Annotated in this window: 16 protein-coding genes and 1 tRNA gene; 10 read left to right on the top strand and 7 right to left on the bottom strand. The window is 69.6% G+C overall.

Features of this window, described 5'->3' with window-relative positions:
• The first annotated feature begins 12 nt into the window (after positions 1–12).
• Together SM450_RS00395 and SM450_RS00390 are read left to right on the top strand one after the other, a co-directional pair.
• A complete protein-coding gene (locus tag SM450_RS00395) occupies positions 13–1,860 on the top strand; it encodes a 2-oxoacid:acceptor oxidoreductase subunit alpha (RefSeq protein ID WP_474617628.1) in 1,848 nt (615 codons plus the stop codon).
• Complete coding sequence (locus SM450_RS00390) at positions 1,853–2,887, top strand: 2-oxoacid:ferredoxin oxidoreductase subunit beta (RefSeq protein WP_474617627.1); 1,035 nt, start codon at positions 1,853–1,855, stop codon at positions 2,885–2,887. The genes SM450_RS00395 and SM450_RS00390 overlap by 8 nt, the downstream gene beginning before the upstream one ends.
• A gap of 74 nt (positions 2,888–2,961) precedes the next feature.
• Here the strand turns inward: SM450_RS00390 and SM450_RS00385 are convergent, their stop codons facing one another.
• Complete coding sequence (locus SM450_RS00385; RefSeq protein ID WP_474617626.1) at positions 2,962–3,609, bottom strand: FMN-dependent NADH-azoreductase; 648 nt, start codon at positions 3,607–3,609, stop codon at positions 2,962–2,964.
• Between the two features lie 82 nt (positions 3,610–3,691).
• Here SM450_RS00385 and SM450_RS00380 point away from each other — a divergent pair, with 82 nt between their 5' ends.
• Entirely contained in the window at positions 3,692–4,144 is a 453-nt protein-coding gene (locus SM450_RS00380; RefSeq protein ID WP_474617625.1) for a MarR family winged helix-turn-helix transcriptional regulator, read from the top strand.
• A gap of 69 nt (positions 4,145–4,213) precedes the next feature.
• Here SM450_RS00380 and SM450_RS00375 read toward each other — a convergent pair whose 3' ends face one another.
• Positions 4,214–5,227 (bottom strand): potassium channel family protein, encoded by a 1,014-nt coding sequence (locus SM450_RS00375; RefSeq protein WP_474617624.1) that lies wholly within the window; start codon positions 5,225–5,227, stop codon positions 4,214–4,216.
• Positions 5,228–5,465: 238 nt separating this feature from the next.
• On the opposite strand from SM450_RS00375, the gene SM450_RS00370 reads away from it, so the two are divergent.
• Both SM450_RS00370 and SM450_RS00365 read left to right on the top strand, forming a co-directional pair.
• Complete coding sequence (locus SM450_RS00370) at positions 5,466–6,077, top strand: helix-turn-helix domain-containing protein (RefSeq protein WP_474617623.1); 612 nt, start codon at positions 5,466–5,468, stop codon at positions 6,075–6,077.
• 227 nt (positions 6,078–6,304) lie between these two features.
• Positions 6,305–6,895, top strand: a complete 591-nt coding sequence (locus SM450_RS00365) for an ATP-dependent Clp protease proteolytic subunit (protein WP_474617622.1) — start codon at positions 6,305–6,307, stop codon at positions 6,893–6,895.
• A gap of 48 nt (positions 6,896–6,943) precedes the next feature.
• Here the strand turns inward: SM450_RS00365 and SM450_RS00360 are convergent, their stop codons facing one another.
• Positions 6,944–8,749 carry an adenylyl cyclase gene (locus SM450_RS00360; protein WP_474617621.1) on the bottom strand — a complete coding sequence of 602 codons (1,806 nt, stop codon included), beginning with the start codon at positions 8,747–8,749 and terminating at the stop codon, positions 6,944–6,946.
• 144 nt (positions 8,750–8,893) lie between these two features.
• Positions 8,894–9,664 (bottom strand): HAD-IIB family hydrolase, encoded by a 771-nt coding sequence (locus tag SM450_RS00355; protein ID WP_474617620.1) that lies wholly within the window; start codon positions 9,662–9,664, stop codon positions 8,894–8,896.
• A 168-nt stretch (positions 9,665–9,832) separates the two neighbouring features.
• Here SM450_RS00355 and SM450_RS00350 point away from each other — a divergent pair, with 168 nt between their 5' ends.
• On the top strand, positions 9,833–10,576 hold the full coding sequence (locus tag SM450_RS00350) for a class I SAM-dependent methyltransferase (RefSeq protein WP_474617619.1): 744 nt from the start codon (positions 9,833–9,835) through the stop codon (positions 10,574–10,576).
• A gap of 35 nt (positions 10,577–10,611) precedes the next feature.
• Positions 10,612–11,358, top strand: a complete 747-nt coding sequence (locus tag SM450_RS00345; protein WP_474617618.1) for an SDR family NAD(P)-dependent oxidoreductase — start codon at positions 10,612–10,614, stop codon at positions 11,356–11,358.
• Between the two features lie 17 nt (positions 11,359–11,375).
• On the opposite strand, the gene SM450_RS00340 is transcribed toward SM450_RS00345, so the two are convergent.
• Positions 11,376–11,463, bottom strand: a tRNA-Thr gene (locus SM450_RS00340).
• Between the two features lie 264 nt (positions 11,464–11,727).
• Between SM450_RS00340 and SM450_RS00335 the strand changes: the two genes are divergently transcribed.
• Positions 11,728–13,266 (top strand): endonuclease NucS domain-containing protein, encoded by a 1,539-nt coding sequence (locus SM450_RS00335; RefSeq protein WP_474617617.1) that lies wholly within the window; start codon positions 11,728–11,730, stop codon positions 13,264–13,266.
• A gap of 102 nt (positions 13,267–13,368) precedes the next feature.
• On the opposite strand, the gene SM450_RS00330 is transcribed toward SM450_RS00335, so the two are convergent.
• Positions 13,369–13,686 (bottom strand): ImmA/IrrE family metallo-endopeptidase, encoded by a 318-nt coding sequence (locus tag SM450_RS00330; RefSeq protein WP_474618331.1) that lies wholly within the window; start codon positions 13,684–13,686, stop codon positions 13,369–13,371.
• On the opposite strand from SM450_RS00330, the gene SM450_RS00325 reads away from it, so the two are divergent.
• Complete coding sequence (locus SM450_RS00325; protein ID WP_474618372.1) at positions 13,597–13,908, top strand: hypothetical protein; 312 nt, start codon at positions 13,597–13,599, stop codon at positions 13,906–13,908. The two genes, SM450_RS00330 and SM450_RS00325, sit on opposite strands and share 90 nt — an antisense overlap.
• A 55-nt stretch (positions 13,909–13,963) precedes the next feature.
• On the opposite strand, the gene SM450_RS00320 is transcribed toward SM450_RS00325, so the two are convergent.
• Positions 13,964–14,434 (bottom strand): hypothetical protein, encoded by a 471-nt coding sequence (locus tag SM450_RS00320; RefSeq protein ID WP_474617616.1) that lies wholly within the window; start codon positions 14,432–14,434, stop codon positions 13,964–13,966.
• A 185-nt stretch (positions 14,435–14,619) separates the two neighbouring features.
• On the opposite strand from SM450_RS00320, the gene SM450_RS00315 reads away from it, so the two are divergent.
• Positions 14,620–15,591: an AAA family ATPase gene (locus SM450_RS00315; protein WP_474617615.1), complete on the top strand. Its 972-nt coding sequence runs from the start codon at positions 14,620–14,622 to the stop codon at positions 15,589–15,591.

The following is a 15,591-nucleotide window of genomic DNA, read 5'->3' as shown; positions in this document are numbered from 1 at the left end:
CGAGGTGCGGGAGTGACCAAGCAGATCCGTCAGCTGGACCGGGTGGTCATCCGGTTCGCCGGTGACTCCGGCGACGGCATGCAGCTCACCGGCGACCGGTTCACCTCGGAGACGGCGCAGTTGGGCAACGACATCTCCACGTTGCCCAACTTCCCGGCCGAGATCCGCGCCCCCGCCGGCACGCTGCCCGGCGTGTCGAGCTTCCAGGTGCACTTCGCCGACTACGACATCCTGACCCCGGGCGACGCCCCGAACGTGCTGGTGGCGATGAACCCGGCCGCGCTCAAGGCCAACCTGGCCGACCTGCCGCGCGGGGCGGACATCATCGTCAACACCGACGAGTTCACCCGGCGCAACCTGGCCAAGGTCGGCTATGCGAGCAGCCCGCTCGACGACGACTCGCTCGCCGGCTACGCGGTGCACCCGGTCGCGCTCACCTCGATGACGATCGGCGCGCTTGCCGAGCACGACGTGTCCAAGAAGGATGCCGAGCGGGCCAAGAACATGTTCGCGCTCGGGCTGTTGAGCTGGATGTACTCCCGCCCGTACGCCTCGACGCTGCGCTTCCTGGAACGCAAGTTCGCCGCCCGGCCGGAGCTGGTGGCGGCGAACGTGGCCGCGTTCCGGGCCGGCTGGAACTTCGGCGAGACCACCGAGGACTTCTCCGTCCGGTACGAGGTCAAGCCGGCGAAGATGCTGCCCGGCACCTACCGCAACATCACCGGCAACGCGGCGCTGTCGCTCGGCCTGGTGGCCGCCGGCGTGCGCTCCGGGCTGCCGGTGTTCCTCGGCGCCTACCCGATCACCCCGGCCTCGGACATCCTGCACGAGCTGAGCCGGCACAAGAAGCTCGGCGTGGTCACCATGCAGGCCGAGGACGAGATCGCGGCGGTCGGCGCGGCGCTCGGCGCGTCGTACGGCGGCTCGCTCGGCGTCACCACCACGAGCGGTCCGGGCGTGGCGCTGAAGAGCGAGACGATCTCCCTGGCGGTGGCGCTGGAACTGCCGCTTGTCATCGTCGACGTGCAGCGCGCCGGGCCGTCCACAGGCATGCCCACGAAGACCGAGCAGGCCGACCTGAACATGGCCCTGTACGGCCGGCACGGCGAGGCGCCGGTCGCGGTGATCGCGCCGAAATCCCCGTCGGACTGCTTCCACGCGGCGCTGGAGGCGGCCCGGATCGCGCTCACCTACCGCACCCCGGTCATCCTGCTCTCCGACAACTACGTGGCGAACGGCTCCGAGCCGTGGCTGCTGCCCGACGTGGAGTCGCTGCCCGACCTGCGGGTCGAGTTCGCCACCCGCCCCAACGACGAGGACGGCGTCACGTTCCTGCCCTACCTGCGCGACCCGCAGACCCTGGCCCGCCCGTGGGCGGTGCCGGGCACCCCCGGGCTGGAGCACCGCATCGGCGGCCTGGAGAAGGCGGACAAGACCGGCGACATCTCGTACGACCCGACGAACCACGACTTCATGGTGCGGACCCGGGCGGCCCGGATCGAGACCATTCCGGTGCCGGACGTCGAGGTCGAGGACCCGGACGGCGACGCCCGGGTGCTGGTGCTCGGCTGGGGCTCGACGTACGGCCCGATCGGCGCCGCCTGCCGGGGCCTGCGCCAGCGGGGGTTCCCGGTGGCGCAGGCGCACCTGCGCCATCTGGCCCCGATGCCGGCAAACCTCGGTGAGGTGCTGCGACGGTACGACAAGGTGGTCGTTCCCGAGATGAACCTCGGCCAGCTCGCCCACGTGATCCGGGGGCGGTACCTGGTCGACGCGATCGGCTACAACCAGGTCCGCGGCCTGCCGTTCACCGCCGCCGAGCTGGAGACGATGCTGGAAGAGGTCTTGAAGAATGTCTGAGCCCGTCGCCCTGAAGCTCACCGCGAAGGACTTCAAGTCGGACCAGGAGGTGCGCTGGTGCCCCGGGTGCGGCGACTACGCCATCCTGGCGGCCGTGCAGGGCTTCATGCCGGAGCTGAACATCCCCCGGGAGAACACCGTCTTCATCTCGGGCATCGGCTGCTCGTCCCGCTTCCCGTACTACATGAACACGTACGGCATGCACTCGATCCACGGCCGCGCTCCGGCGATCGCCACCGGCTTGTCGGTGTCCCGGCCGGACCTGTCGGTCTGGGTGGTCACCGGTGACGGCGACGCGCTCTCGATCGGCGGCAACCATCTGATCCACGCGCTGCGCCGCAACGTCAACCTGAAGATCCTGCTGTTCAACAACCGGATCTACGGGCTGACCAAGGGCCAGTACTCACCGACGTCCGAGGTCGGCAAGATCACCAAGTCGACGCCGTTGGGCTCGGCGGACGCGCCGTTCAACCCACTGTCGCTGGCGCTCGGCGCCGAGGCCACGTTCGTGGCCCGGACCCTCGACTCGGACCGCAAGCACCTCCAGTCGGTGCTGCGGGCCGCCGCCGAGCACAAGGGCTCGGCGTTCGTGGAGATCTACCAGAACTGCAACATCTTCAACGACGGCGCGTTCGACCCGCTGAAGGAGCCGGCCACCCGGGACGACTTCCTGATCCGGTTGGAGCACGGGAAGCCGATCACGTTCGGCGCGGACGGGCAGTTCTGCGTCGTCCACCCGCCGGGCGGCTTCGGGCTGGAGGTCCGGGAGACCGCGGTCACCCCGGCGGAGGAGATCGTCGTGCACGACGCCACGGTCGCCGACCCGGCGTACGCGTTCGCGCTGTCCCGGCTGCCCGGGCTCGACCTGCGCAACACCCCGATGGGGGTGTTCCGCTCGGTGAGCCGCCCCTCCTACGACACAGTGGTGCAGGAGCAGGTCGCCTCGGCGCGGGCCGGCGTCGACCAGGCCCCGGAGCAGCAGCTCTCGGCGCTGCTGGCCGGCGGCGACACCTGGACGATCCTCTGAGCCACCGCTGATCCGCACGCAAGGGCGGGCCGTTCCCCTCGGAACGGCCCGCCCTTCCTCGGTGCCGGCACCGCTCAGGCGACCGCCGCGGCCGGCACCCACAGCTCGTCGATGGCCCGCTCGGCGGCGGCGAGACTCGCCTCGTGCAGCGGGATCAGCTCGGCCATCGCCGGGTTGACCGGGGCGAGGGTCAGCTCGGCCGAGATGAAGCGCGGCTCGAGGCCGGTGCGCGACAGTCCGTGCGGGAGCCAGGGCTCGGAGTGGTCCCAGCCCGCGCGCGGGGTGCCCGCGCCGTAGCCGCCGCCCCGGCTGCCCAGCACCACGAACTCGCGACCGCCGAGCAGTCCGGCCCCGGTGGCCGGGTCGAACGCGAGGCCGGGCGCGATCAGGTGGTCCACCCACGTCTTGACGCTGCTCGGCGCCCCGTAGTTGTAGAGCGGGAGCCCGAGCACGATGGCGTCGGCCCCCGCCACCTCGGCGACCAGTTCCTCGGTCAGCCGCCAGGACGCGCGCTGCTCCGGAGTGTGCTGATCGGGCGGCACCACCCGGGCGAGGCCGCCTGCGGTGTCGAGGTGCGGCAGCGGGTCCCGGCCGAGGTCGCGGTAGGTGACAGTGCCGCCCGGGTGGGCCGCGCGCCAGGCGTCCGCCGCGCGTGCGGTGAGGCGGCGGCTGACCGACCGCTCCCCGGTGATGCTCGAGTCGATGTGCAACAGGTGTGCCATTGCTGCTCCTCCGCCTATCGTTTGTGTAGCGCCAACTATTTATAGCAGAACGATGTTCCCTGGTCCGCGTAGACTGGGTCACATGTCAGCCGGGCCCACCCACGAGTCGGAGCGCCGCTCCGGGCCACTGCTCCAGCACCTGGCCCGGCGGATGCTGCTGCGCTCGGAGTCGGTGCTGACGCCACTCGGCCTGCGCCCCCGGCACCTCGTCGCGCTCACCGTGCTGCGCGACTCGGGCGGCATCAGCCAGCAGGGCCTCGCCGCCACGTTGCAACTCGACGGCACAAACGTGGTCGGGCTGCTCAACGACCTGGAAACGGCCGGCCTGGTCGAGCGACGCCGCTCCCCGGAGGACCGCCGCCGGCACGTCGTGAGCCTCACCGACACCGGCACGACGCGGCTCCGCGAGGCCGAGTGCGGGCTCGCGGGCGCGGAGGACGACGTTCTCGGCGCGCTGGCCCCCGACGAGCGAACCCTGCTCTACGACCTGCTGAAGCGGGCCAGCCAGGGCTGCGCACCCACCTGCTTAGAGTGAAAGGAGGGGCCCCCGCTTAACGCCTGCGGTAGAGGAGGGGCCCCCGCTTAACAGCTCGTCGCGGGTCGGTCAGGCCGGGGTGGTCGCCTGCGGGCGGTCGTCGCGGACGTGGACCAGCATATCGCCGGTCTCGATCACCGAACCGGCGCGGTCGCTCAGCGTGATCACCTTGCCCCGGCGGACCAGCGCGATCACGAGCGAATCCAGCTCACGCGGTGAGCGCCCCACCTCGCTCCGCTCGGCCGAACGCATCGCCAGCGCCATGCCCTGGCCCGGCGTGAGCAGGTCCTCCACCACGTCGATAAGCGGCGGAGCCGAGGTGGAGAGGCCGAGCAGCCGGCCCGCGGTCGCGGACGAGACGATCACGTGGTGCGCCCCGCTCTGCTTCAGCAGCGGCGCGTTCTCCGCCTCCCGGACCGCCGCGATGATCCGGACCTGACCGGCGGTGAGCTGCCGGACGGTCAACGCCACGAGCACCGAGGCGTCGTCGCTGTCGGTCGCGATGATGACCGCCTTCGCGGTGCGGACGTGCGCCTCCTCCAGCACCGAGGAGCGGGTCGCCGAGCCCTCGATCGTCACCAGCCCGTTCGAGGTGGCCTGACGCAGCGCCGCAGCGCTCCGCTCGACCACCACGATCCTCGACTTGTCCGCCCCGTTCTCCAGCAGCGCGGAGACCGCACTACGCCCCTTGGTGCCGTAGCCGCAGATGATGACGTGGTCCTTCACGGTTCTCCTCCACCGCGACAGGCGACGGCCGGTCCGGTACTGCTCGGTCAGGACTTCCAGGGTGGTGCCGACCAGGATGATCAGGAAGAGCACCCGGGCGGGGGTGACGAACAGGACGTTGACCAGGCGCGCCGAGGGGCTGGCCGGGGCGATGTCGCCGTACCCGGTGGTGGAGAGCGAGACCACCACGTAGTAGAAGCAGTCGAGCAGGGTGAGCCCGTCGCCGTTGGTGTCGCGGTAGCCGTCGCGGTCCAACCAGACCACGAAGACCGTGGCGAGGACCAGCCCGAGAGCGGCGAGCAGGCGCAGGCTCAGCGCGCTCAGCGGCCCCCGCCGTTGCGCGGGAAAATGGATCACCGTCGGTTCCGCTCCGCCGCCGTCGCCTGCACGCCCTCAAGATAGCGGGTACGCCCCGTGCCGGCCGGGCGGGCCGCGAACCGGTCCCGCTCCACGAGCGGTGCGGATCTCGACGTCCTGCCGGTAGGCCCTACTGCGCCGCACGGTCGGTGCCACGGTGGCCGGCCGGGCCGGTCCGCGTCGCCGGGACCGGGCATGATGGGTGGCGTCGGCGAACGGCGACCGCGAGGAGGCCGGCATGTCGTTGCTGCGACGGGTGATCGGTGGGGTGCTGCGGCGGATCCGCCTGCGGCAGGGCCGCACGCTGCGCGAGGTGGCGCAGGCGGCAGGTGTCTCCCTGCCCTATCTCTCCGAGGTCGAGCGTGGCCGCAAGGAGGCCTCCTCCGAGGTGCTGGCCGCGATCTGCCGGGCGCTCGGCATCCACCTCGCGGACCTGCTCGAGGAGGCGCGTGACGAGCTGCGCCGGGAGCGGCCCGCGCCGGTCGGCTCCGGCGTCCCGCTGGCCCGGCTCGACCGGGTGCCCGCCGCCCGCAGCGGCCCGCAACTCCGGGTCGGCCCGCCCCGGCTACGCGCCACCCGCCGGCCGGCCGGCCCGAACCCGGCCCGCCCGCACATTCCGGTGCCGGCGTACGCCGCCCGCCCGGTCCACCCGACCCCGCTGCTCGGCGGCGCGCTGCGCCCGGTGGGTCCGCCCCCCATGCCGCTCGGCCACGGCACGCCGGAGCTGCTCGGCACCGGCACCCGGATCTGGCTGATCCCGACGCCGGCCGCCCGCCCGCGCCCGCGTACCTCATCTGCACTGGCCCGGCGACGGGCCCGGACGGCCCGACGGCGGCCCGTCAGGGCGTAGCCCTCGGCTCACGGCCCCCGGCGCTCGCGGCCCGGGCGGCCCGGCGACGCCGGTCCGGGCGCGGCGTCGACAGTCGCGTCACCGGTCCCGACGCGGGCCCTGCTTCTGCCGAGGGCGAATCTGCCCCGGGCAGAAAGTGTGGGCCGCGCGGGTGTGCCCGGCGGACGCTGGAGACCGCCGGATCGCCGGGCGGTCCCCCGCCCGCCGGCGCTACGGAGGTGGCGGTCATGGGTGGCATCTGGATGCGGGACGACGGGCAGCCGGCCTTCGGCGACCGGGTCTTCGAACGGCTGCTGAGGGAGCGGATCATCTTCCTCGGCACCGAGGTCACCGACGACTCGGCCAACCAGATCTGCGCGCAGATCCTGCTGCTCGCCGCCGAGGACCCGGAGCGGGACATCTTTCTCTACATCAACTCGCCAGGCGGTTCGGTGAGCGCCGGCATGGCCGTCTACGACACGATGCGCTACGTCCGGAACGACGTGGCGACGCTGGCGCTCGGGATGGCCGGCTCGATGGGGCAGTTCCTGCTCTGCGCCGGGGCGGCGGGCAAACGGTTCGCGCTGCCGCACGCGCGGATCATGATGCACCAGCCCTCCGGCGGGATGGGCGGCACGGCCGCCGACATCACCATCCAGGCCGAGAACATGCTGCACGTGAAGCGCACCATGCAGGAGCTGATCGCCGAGCACAGCGGGCGCACCCTGGCGGAGATCCAGCGCGACTGGGACCGGGACCGCTGGTTCACCGCCGAGGAGGCCCGCGAGTACGGCCTCGTCGACCAGGTGCTCTCCCGCGTCGACCAGCTCGCGGCCTGAGCGGGCACGGCCCGGCCGGCATACCGCCGGCCGGGCCGTCCGCGTCGGTCAGGGGTAGCTGACCACCGGGCTGGTGCCGTACGAGCCGACGACCGGGGTGCCGACCTCGTTGATCGTGCGCTCGATCCCGCCGCTGCCGTCCAGGAACACGGTGACCGCGTCGTGGAACCGCACCCCGGCCCGGCGCGGCGCCTCGATCGCCCGGTCGCAGCGGATGTCCACGCCCTGGTTGAAGTAGGCGTAGACGCCCAGACCCCACGCCTCGTGCGTGCGGACGTGCGGGGCCACCTTGTACGACGCCCAGCCGTTGCCGGTCGGGCTGCGCCACGCCGCCTGGCTCGGCGGGTCGTAGGGCAGCTCGCTCTGGTAGAAGACGGTCCGGCCGCGCTCGCCGTTCCAGATCGTCTGCCAACGCTGGTAGTGCTCGACGAAGAGCCCGTACGCGGTCACGTCGTCGCCGTTGACCACCACGCCGGTGGCGGCGGTGTTGACGGTCCACCCGATGGTGCCCGGGTTGCCGTGGTCGCCGCGCCACGCCCAGATGTTGTCGATGAGCGTGTGCCGGCTGTTGACCACCAGGCTGGTCACCGCCCGCCCGGCGTAGGGGCCGCCGATGCGGAAGAAGACGTCCTGCAGCGAGATCGGGTTGCCGGCGTGCGACTGGTGGCAGTGCCGCCCGCCTACCTCGACCAGCACGTCGGACTCGACCGGCCCGGCGTCGACGAGCACACCGGCGATCCGTACCCCGTCCACGTCCTCGATCCGCAGCGCCGCGTCACCTGCGGTCGGCGCGAGGCTCGGCATGCCGAGGCCGAGCACGACGGTGTTCGGGCGGCGGACCCGCAGCGCCCGGTCCAGCCGGTAGACGCCGGGGGTGAGCAGCAGGTGCCGGCCCCGGGCCAGCTCGGTGTTGATCCGCTTCGCCGAGTCGGTCGGCCGGGCGATGAAGAAGTCGGTGAGCGGCAGCGAGGGCGTCGGCGCGCCGCCGGCGGCCCAGCTCGTGCCCGCGGTGTCGCGGCGCAGGCGGGGCAACGCCACCCGCCAGCGGCCCGCGCCGTCGACGAAGAGGTACGGCTTCTCCCGGGTCACCGGGCTGGTCGGCAGCGTGGTGTACGGCGGGTCGGGGAAGCCCTGGGCGGGCGCGCCGACCACCCCGGAGAAGACCTGGTTCCACACGCCGTTGGTCCACTCGCCACCGAGTTCGCTGTCCCGGGTGAGCCACTGCTGCTGGGACCCGTTGATGGTGATGTCGTCCACCTTGGAGTCGGCGATGTAGCCGCCGCTGGAGTAGCCGCCGTTGCCGGGCTCCAGCCAGAGGACGCCCTTGACGTGGACCCGGCGCATCGGCGACGCCTGGGAGACGGCCCACTGGTTCGACCAGTCGGTCGGGGTGACGGCGAGGTTCTCCGCCGAGCGCCAGAAGTTGGTGAGGGCGGAGATTCCGGCCGGGGAGTTCGGGTCGGGCTGGCCGATCACCCGGACCGCGCCGTGAATCTCCACGTCGTCCGGGTGGGCGCCGAGACCTGCCACTGTCGTGTAGTAGCCGAGCCGGGCGTCCACCTCGTAGCGGCCGGGCTTGAACAGCACGGCGTACCGGTCGAGGCCCATCTCGTTGCGCTCCTGGGCGGCGAAGATCCGGTCCAGCGTGGACTGGATCTCCGCGACCGGCGTGCTCGGGTCGTACACGAAGACGTTCGGGCCGAAGTCGGGCTCATGGTTCGGTCGAGCGGGGCGCTCGGCGGGGGAGGCGACGGCGGCGCCGGCCGGGAGGCCGAGTGCGGTGAGGGAGGTGAGGGAGGCCGCGGAGGCGGTGAGTGTGAGAAAGCGGCGGCGGGAGGGGTCGGGTGATCGCATCTGCCTGCCTGTTCGGTGATGGGACGGAGAGCGCTCTCTCGCCGTTCCTACCTCATCACCGTCGATCCCGCCAGCCTTCCGGGTTCCGGAACCGGCAAGCCACGCGACCGCGACCGGGCCGCGCCTGGCCACCGCGACCGGCGGTCAGGCGCCGCGCTGCTTCACCAGGTCGTCGACCAGGGTCTCGACGTAGTCGGCGGTCTCCTCCCAGCGGGTGACCGCCACGCTGCGGATGCCCATCGCCTTGACTGGGTAGTCATTGCCACCCACGTCGAGCCGGTCCCCCACGAAGAGCACGTTGTCGATTTTCAGATCGAGGTGTTCCAGCAGCTTCCGCATGCCGTACGCCTTGTCCACGCCCTTTCGGGTCACGTCGATCGACGTCGAACCGCCGCCCCGGACCTCCAGGTCGGGCAGCTTCGCGGCGACCGCGTCGCGCAGCCGCTTCTTCTTGCTGCCGTCCGGATCCCAGCCGTACTTCTCGGCCGGCGGCGCGGACTGACCAAGCGCGGAGAACGTGATCTGGCTACCCCGGTCCTCGACGATGTCGCCCCAGGTCTTTGACTCCCACAGGCCGAGCGCCTGCGCCGACTCGGTGAGCGCGGCGATCACCCGGGCCTTGTCGGCCTCGCTCAGGTCCTCGGCGTAGACCAGCCGCCAGTCGCCGTCGGACCAGCGGTAGTAACGGGTGCCGCAGGTCGGCATCAGGTGCAGCCGGTCGCGCTGCTCCCCGGTCAGGTCGAGGTGGGCAAGCACCTGCGACTGGAACTGCTCGAACCGGCCGCCGGAGATGATCAGAACGTCCACCTCGGTGAGCAGGTGGCCGAGCAGCTCCGCCATCCGACGATCGATCTGGGACTTGGAGATCGCCAGCGTGTCGTCGAGGTCGAATGCCACCACTCGAAGATCGTTCACGAATACCTCATGTGTCGTCGCGGACGGGTCGGGTTAGCAGGGTACCGACAATGCCTGACGTCGCCCTGAGCGCCCGGGAACCCTCGTTGACGGAGAGTAACAATTCGTCCGCGTCGGGTCGTCGAAAAGCGGTCGACAGCAGCCGTGTCGACGGCGACTGTGGGAGCCATGCGCCAGGAGGAGATCTGGGACGACGAGGCCGCCCGAGGCTACGACACGCCGGGCAGCGGGATGTTCGCGCCGGAAGTGCTCGGGCCGACCGTCGACCGGCTCGCCGCGCTCGCCGAGGGCGGCCCGGCCCTGGAGTTCGCCATCGGCACCGGCCGGATCGCCGTACCACTCGTCGAACACGGCGTGCAGGTAAGCGGGATCGAACTCTCCGTACCGATGGTGGAGCGGCTGCGGACGAAGGCCGACGCGGCGACGATCCCGGTGGTGGTCGGCGACATGGCCGGTGCCACCGTGCCGGGCGAATTCAGCCTGGTCTACCTGGTCTACAACACCATCGCCAACCTGCTCACCCAGGCCGAGCAGGTGGCCTGCTTCCGGAACGCGGCCCGCCACCTCCGGCCGGGCGGGCGGTTCGTGATCGAGCTGTGGGTTCCGGAGCTGCGCAAACTCCCCCCGGGCCAGCAGGCGACCGTGTGGCACACCGAGGCCGGCTACATCGGCCTGGACACCTACGACGTGCTGCGGCAGCAGGTCGTGTCGCACCACTTCCGCTTCGGCGCCGGCCGGGAGGCGCGTGTCTTCCGCACCCCGCACCGCTACATCTGGCCCTCCGAGCTGGACCTGATGGGCGAGTTGGCCGGCTTCACCCTGGAGAGCCGGCACGCCGACTGGACCGGCGCGGAGTTCACCGACGAATGCCGTTCCCACGTGTCGGTCTACCGGCTCCCGCCGCTGCCCTGACCTGCCCGGACGGGCAGTGGTGCCAGTATCGACACGTGGACCTCGAACTCACCGGTAAGACGGCGCTCGTGATCGGCGGCTCCAGCGGCATCGGCGCGGACCTGGCCGAGGTGCTCGCCGCCGAAGGCTGCGACGTGGCCGTGACCTACCGCGACTCGGTGGCCGGCGCCGAGCAGGTGGCCACCCGGATACGCGACCTCGGCCGCCGGAGCTGGGCCCTGCCGCTGGACCTGGCGCGGCGTACGCAGGTGGCGGACGCGACGCGCCGCACGATGGACCAGACCGGACCACTCGACCTGGTCGTGCTCTGCGCCGGAAAGAACATCGTCACGCCGTTCGCCGACGTGACCGCCGTCGAGTGGGGCGAACTCGTCGAGGTGAACCTGACCGGGCCGTTCCTGGCCCTCCAGGCGCTCGCCCCGGCGATCCTTCCCGGCGGATCCATCACCACGGTGGCAAGCGTCGCCGCCCACACCGGCGCGCCACACCACCCGCACTACGCCGCCGCGAAGGCCGGACTGGTCAACCTGACCCGGTCGATGGCCCGCGAACTGGCCCCGGCGGTCCGGGTCAACTGCGTGGCACCAGGCATCACGATCACGCCGATGGGCCAGGACACGATCGACGCGCTGGCACCTGACTACGCCCAACGCAACCTGCTGCTCCAGGCGTACGCGACGAGCCGCCGGATCGCACAGGCCGTCGCGTTCGTGGCCAGCCCGGTCAACGAGTTCATGACCGGGACGGTGGTCGACGTGAACAGCGGGCGCTTCCTGCGGTAGGACGGCCGGATCGGTGCCCCCGGCAGGATTCGAACCTGCGACACACGGTTACCATCCGTCACCCTGCCGCGCTTGTCATCCCTGGTCATATTTTGGCATTGAGCTGCACAAACACCGCCCTGCATTTATCGCTGCTTGTCACTGATAGCCAGCTCTGGGGAGGGGTTTCCGGGGGGTAATCGGGGGCACCCTGCTCGGCACCACCGGTCAACGGATGATGGCGCAGGTTGGTGCCCTGGGGTGGAATGCATAGATCAAGGACCACCTCGTCGTGCGAATTCCGGTGGTGTCGGTGATCCGACAGACCAGGCACGATGGACACCTGCTCCGAGGGCAGTCGCGAGGCACCGGCCGACGTAGCCTGCCGCAGTGAGCGAGAACGACATTCGAGACCAGCTTGCGAAGCAGCTTCAGTTGATCGAGCCAGGGCTGACGTTTGTCGCGACAAACTATCCGCTTCCAAGCGACGTCGGGAGCCGTGGGATCATCGATATCTTGGCCCGGGATGCCACTGGCTGCTTCGTGATCATTGAGCTAAAGCGGAGCGACTCTACGGCACGAGAGGCCCTGCATGAGCTTGCCAAGTATGTCGAACTGTTCCAGCGGGCGAAGGGCCTCGGGCCTGCCGACGTGCGGACCGCGATCGTCTCCACCACGTGGCGCGAGCTACTCGCCCCGTTTAGTCAGGCCGCCCGAGAATGGTCCGTGAGCCTTCGTGGTTACCGCCTCGCCCTTGACTCCGACGGCATCACCCCAACTGCGGCGCAGGAATTACGCCCGCTTGAGGAGGCACTGCTAGTCGCGCCAACCCCCGTACAAGTGCTTATCCAAACCCGCAATGGGGACGTGGACGCGGCCTGGCGATGGGCAGCGGGCCGCCTTGCGGCCGTCGGCGTGGAGCACCTGGTCGGTTTCGACCTTCGGCACCGCACCTACGATCCTGGCGTGTACCTCGTTCTGGGTCGGATGAATCCCGAAAGCCCACAGGCAGCCGAACTGTCGCGTCTGGCGGAAGAGCACGGCTACGACCTGTCCGACGCCCCCGAGGGTTACAAACTCGAATACACCGCCCTCTACCACCTATGCCAGAAGTACGCAGGATTCACGCTCGAAGATGTCGCGCCGCACAGCCTCGCGACGATCCGGCAAGATCCGGCATGGCGGATCACCGCCGTAAGGCGGACGGGTGCCTTCACCGACGAACTGGTCTTCACCAACGAAGACCTGATCGGCGACAGCTCCACGACTGGAGGGCTGTCCGACGCGCACTTCCACGGCGCAGCGCGAACCGGCCACCACCAGCGGTGGAACCGCTTCATCAATCGCGTCCAACTCGCCCTCGCCGGGAACGAGTCTTGGTCGATCATCGTCACAGCCTGGCTGGAGGAGATCGCGTCGGACGGGCACGAGGTGGAGGTGTCCATTGACATCTTCAACCCCTGCGACCTCGTCTCGGCCTTCGCCTTCGGCTGGCCCGATCAGTTGGACGCTTACCTGCCGCGTCTTCAGGTGGTCGCCAATGCTCAAGGCAAGCGGCGGGCGCTTGAAGGTTGTCTCGTCTCCGCCCGTATCTTTCGGGGTGTCTTCCTCGCGTTCGATCTTGCCTACGGCGACCCGCAGACGTGGTGGATTGAATGCGCCTACGGCAAGGCATGGCGATCTGATCTTGACTTCATCGGTGAAATGGGTCTCCGCTACGCAGTATTTGAATGGAGCGAGGAGGACGAGAGTGTCGCCGTACTGGAATATGAAGACAACCAGCTCTTGCGTCGACCGGCGGAGAAATTTATCGGTGGCGCGCCGTTCTGGCACAACTGCGAGCCGTTACCCGAACTTCTAGCGAAGAATCAGCATGAATTCGAACAATTCGCGCTCATGCTTCAGCAGCGCATCCATAGAGCAGGCTAGTACTCAAGCGGCGTGGCGAGAGGCGAGCCGGCGTCTGGACGCAGAATCCAGCATGCCGCCAAGTAGGCACCGCACCTACTCCCGAGTGTTCCGATCCTGATGCTATTGCCTTGAGCTTCGGCGAGGGCGAGAGCGTTGGACTTGCAGGAGCACACCGCTCGCATTCAGGCGATATCTGGCCATTGGCACACTCACCTGATGCTTTGCTGCAATTAGATCGGGGGGTGACGCGGCATAAGCCTCTCTCAGCAGTAGCGACCTAGGTAGAAGTAGGCAGCCGGCAAGCCAGTTCGCTTCTTCTTCCTGTTCGAGGTTGCAGGTGAAGAAGGTGTGACCGGCGAGTCGCTGAATCTCTCGGACCTCATGGTTAAGAAGCACGTGGGAGATCTCGTGCGCGATGTCGCTGTTGGTCCGTCCGATTTCGCTGAGCGGGTTGCATACGACGACGGTCCGACCGCCGGGCAGGTGGAATGTCGCCGCCGAGAACGCGCCGTGCTGCAACTCGTCCAGTTCTTCAAGATCTGCACGATCGACAAGATGGTCGGCAGGATAGACCTCGATATCGAGGTGCGCGGCGAGGTCACGGATCGACATGTGGGCATGCGCCTCAAGCCCGAGATCAGCTCGGGTGCGGTCGGCTAGTCGTTCGGCTTCGGTCTTGAAACCTCGTCTCATTGGAAATGCCTGCCTCGTCCGCCTAGTGTCCCGCTCGCGGCATGGATTCCAGCTTCTGCTGCATCTGGTGAAGTAAGCTAGAGAGCTTACGCGAGGCTTCTGGCTTGAACGTTGCCGAGGCCCGAAGATGTACGCGTATCGGGCGCTCCGTACCGGCTAGGCTGGTGTATAGCTCACGGACGAGCCCGGCGATCTTCTCGGCGGCGGCGTCGGTCAGATTCGGGTCGCGGGCGAGGTGGTGGGCAATGAGTTCAGGAGTGTTCTCGGTTCTGATCCGGGGCGGCTGGAAGAACCGCTCGGGTGGCAGGCCGAGCCAGTGCACGATGCGTCGGAAGTTCGCGAGATCCGGGAGGTCGCCCTTCTCGACTCGCGCCAGCGTGTTGAACGGCACCTCGGCCTGCTCGGCTGCGGCGCGGAGGCTGAGCCGTCCCCGTTTTAGGCGCTCGGCGTGCACAAGGCGTCCCAGTAGCTCGATGTCGATCGGGTCGCTCACCTGCACCTCCATCGCCTGAGCTGGACTGACCGTCGAGATCAAACTATCTCTCCCGCGAACTTGCGCGTACGCGAGGGCGGGGACTGTCCGGCCCCCATCCGCCCTAGCTGTACCTTGATCGGTACATGCCGTACAGTCCTCGATGTCAAGCGTAGCGCGACGCGTCCGCGCGTCGGGCTACGTCCATGCGCGAGTCGACGCGGGAGGGGCGTCAGCTGGCGCTCGTTGCGGATTTTGGGGGGACCATGACGCGAGGTCTTCGCGGGTCTGAAGTCAGGCGGTTGCCGGACGATGCGGCGCCGGGGGTAGCCGACACGCGGCTGTTGCCGAACGACGACTTCGCTGCCGCGTGGTCGGCGATCGTGCTGCCGGACGACATGAAGCAGCGGTTGCTGCGGACGGCGGTCGCCGAAACCCATCTACGCGCGGCAGTGCCATTCGACGCGCTGCCGTTGCACGGGGTCGTTCTCCTGACGGGCAAGCCCGGCGTCGGCAAGACGACGGTGGCGCGCGGTCTGGCTAACCAGGTAGCCCGCACCATCACGAGCGCTGCTCAGTGGTTGTTCGTGGAGGTCGATCCGCACAGCCTGGCCAGCTCGTCGTTGGGACGCAGCCAGCGTGCGGTGGAACAGTTGTTCGGCACCCTGCTAAGCGAGCACGCCGCCGCCGGCCCGATGATCGTGTTGCTCGACGAGGTGGAGACCCTATTCACCGACCGGGCGGCCCTGTCGATGGAGGCCAACCCGGTCGACGTGCACCGGGCGGTGGACGCCGCGCTCGTCGGGCTCGATCGGCTCGCCCGTCGCCACCCGCAGATGCTGATCTTGGCGACGACCAACTTCAGTGACGCGCTCGATCCGGCGTTGGCTTCGCGCGCGGACTGGATCGTCGAGGTGCCGCTCCCGGATCGCGCCGCGCGTCGACAAATCCTTGAGCACGCCGCTGCGGCGGTCGCCGCCGCGTTCCCCGGAGCCCGTCGGCTGCTTGAACCAGCACTGCTGGACGCGGCGGCGGAGGAAGCGGTCGGCCTTGACGGCCGCCGGCTGCGCAAAGCCGTCGCTACCGCCTGCGCGTACCGGCCGGAAGCGCAGGGCGATCCCGAACGGGTGACTGGTCAGGATCTACTGGCGGTGCTGCGCGAGGAGGGCGACCACTGA

Source organism: Micromonospora marincola, assembly GCF_056150385.1.
This window is presented reverse-complemented; position numbering and strand designations above follow the sequence as displayed.

Coding starts and splice junctions, on each gene's coding strand:
- SM450_RS00365 (WP_474617622.1), top strand. CDS start 6,305: ATGGGTGGCATCTGGATGCGGGACGACGGGCAGCCGGCCTTCGGCGAC.
- SM450_RS00385 (WP_474617626.1), bottom strand. CDS start 3,609: ATGGCACACCTGTTGCACATCGACTCGAGCATCACCGGGGAGCGGTCG.
- SM450_RS00360 (WP_474617621.1), bottom strand. CDS start 8,749: ATGCGATCACCCGACCCCTCCCGCCGCCGCTTTCTCACACTCACCGCC.
- SM450_RS00380 (WP_474617625.1), top strand. CDS start 3,692: ATGTCAGCCGGGCCCACCCACGAGTCGGAGCGCCGCTCCGGGCCACTG.
- SM450_RS00315 (WP_474617615.1), top strand. CDS start 14,620: ATGCGCGAGTCGACGCGGGAGGGGCGTCAGCTGGCGCTCGTTGCGGAT.
- SM450_RS00370 (WP_474617623.1), top strand. CDS start 5,466: ATGTCGTTGCTGCGACGGGTGATCGGTGGGGTGCTGCGGCGGATCCGC.
- SM450_RS00390 (WP_474617627.1), top strand. CDS start 1,853: ATGTCTGAGCCCGTCGCCCTGAAGCTCACCGCGAAGGACTTCAAGTCG.
- SM450_RS00350 (WP_474617619.1), top strand. CDS start 9,833: ATGCGCCAGGAGGAGATCTGGGACGACGAGGCCGCCCGAGGCTACGAC.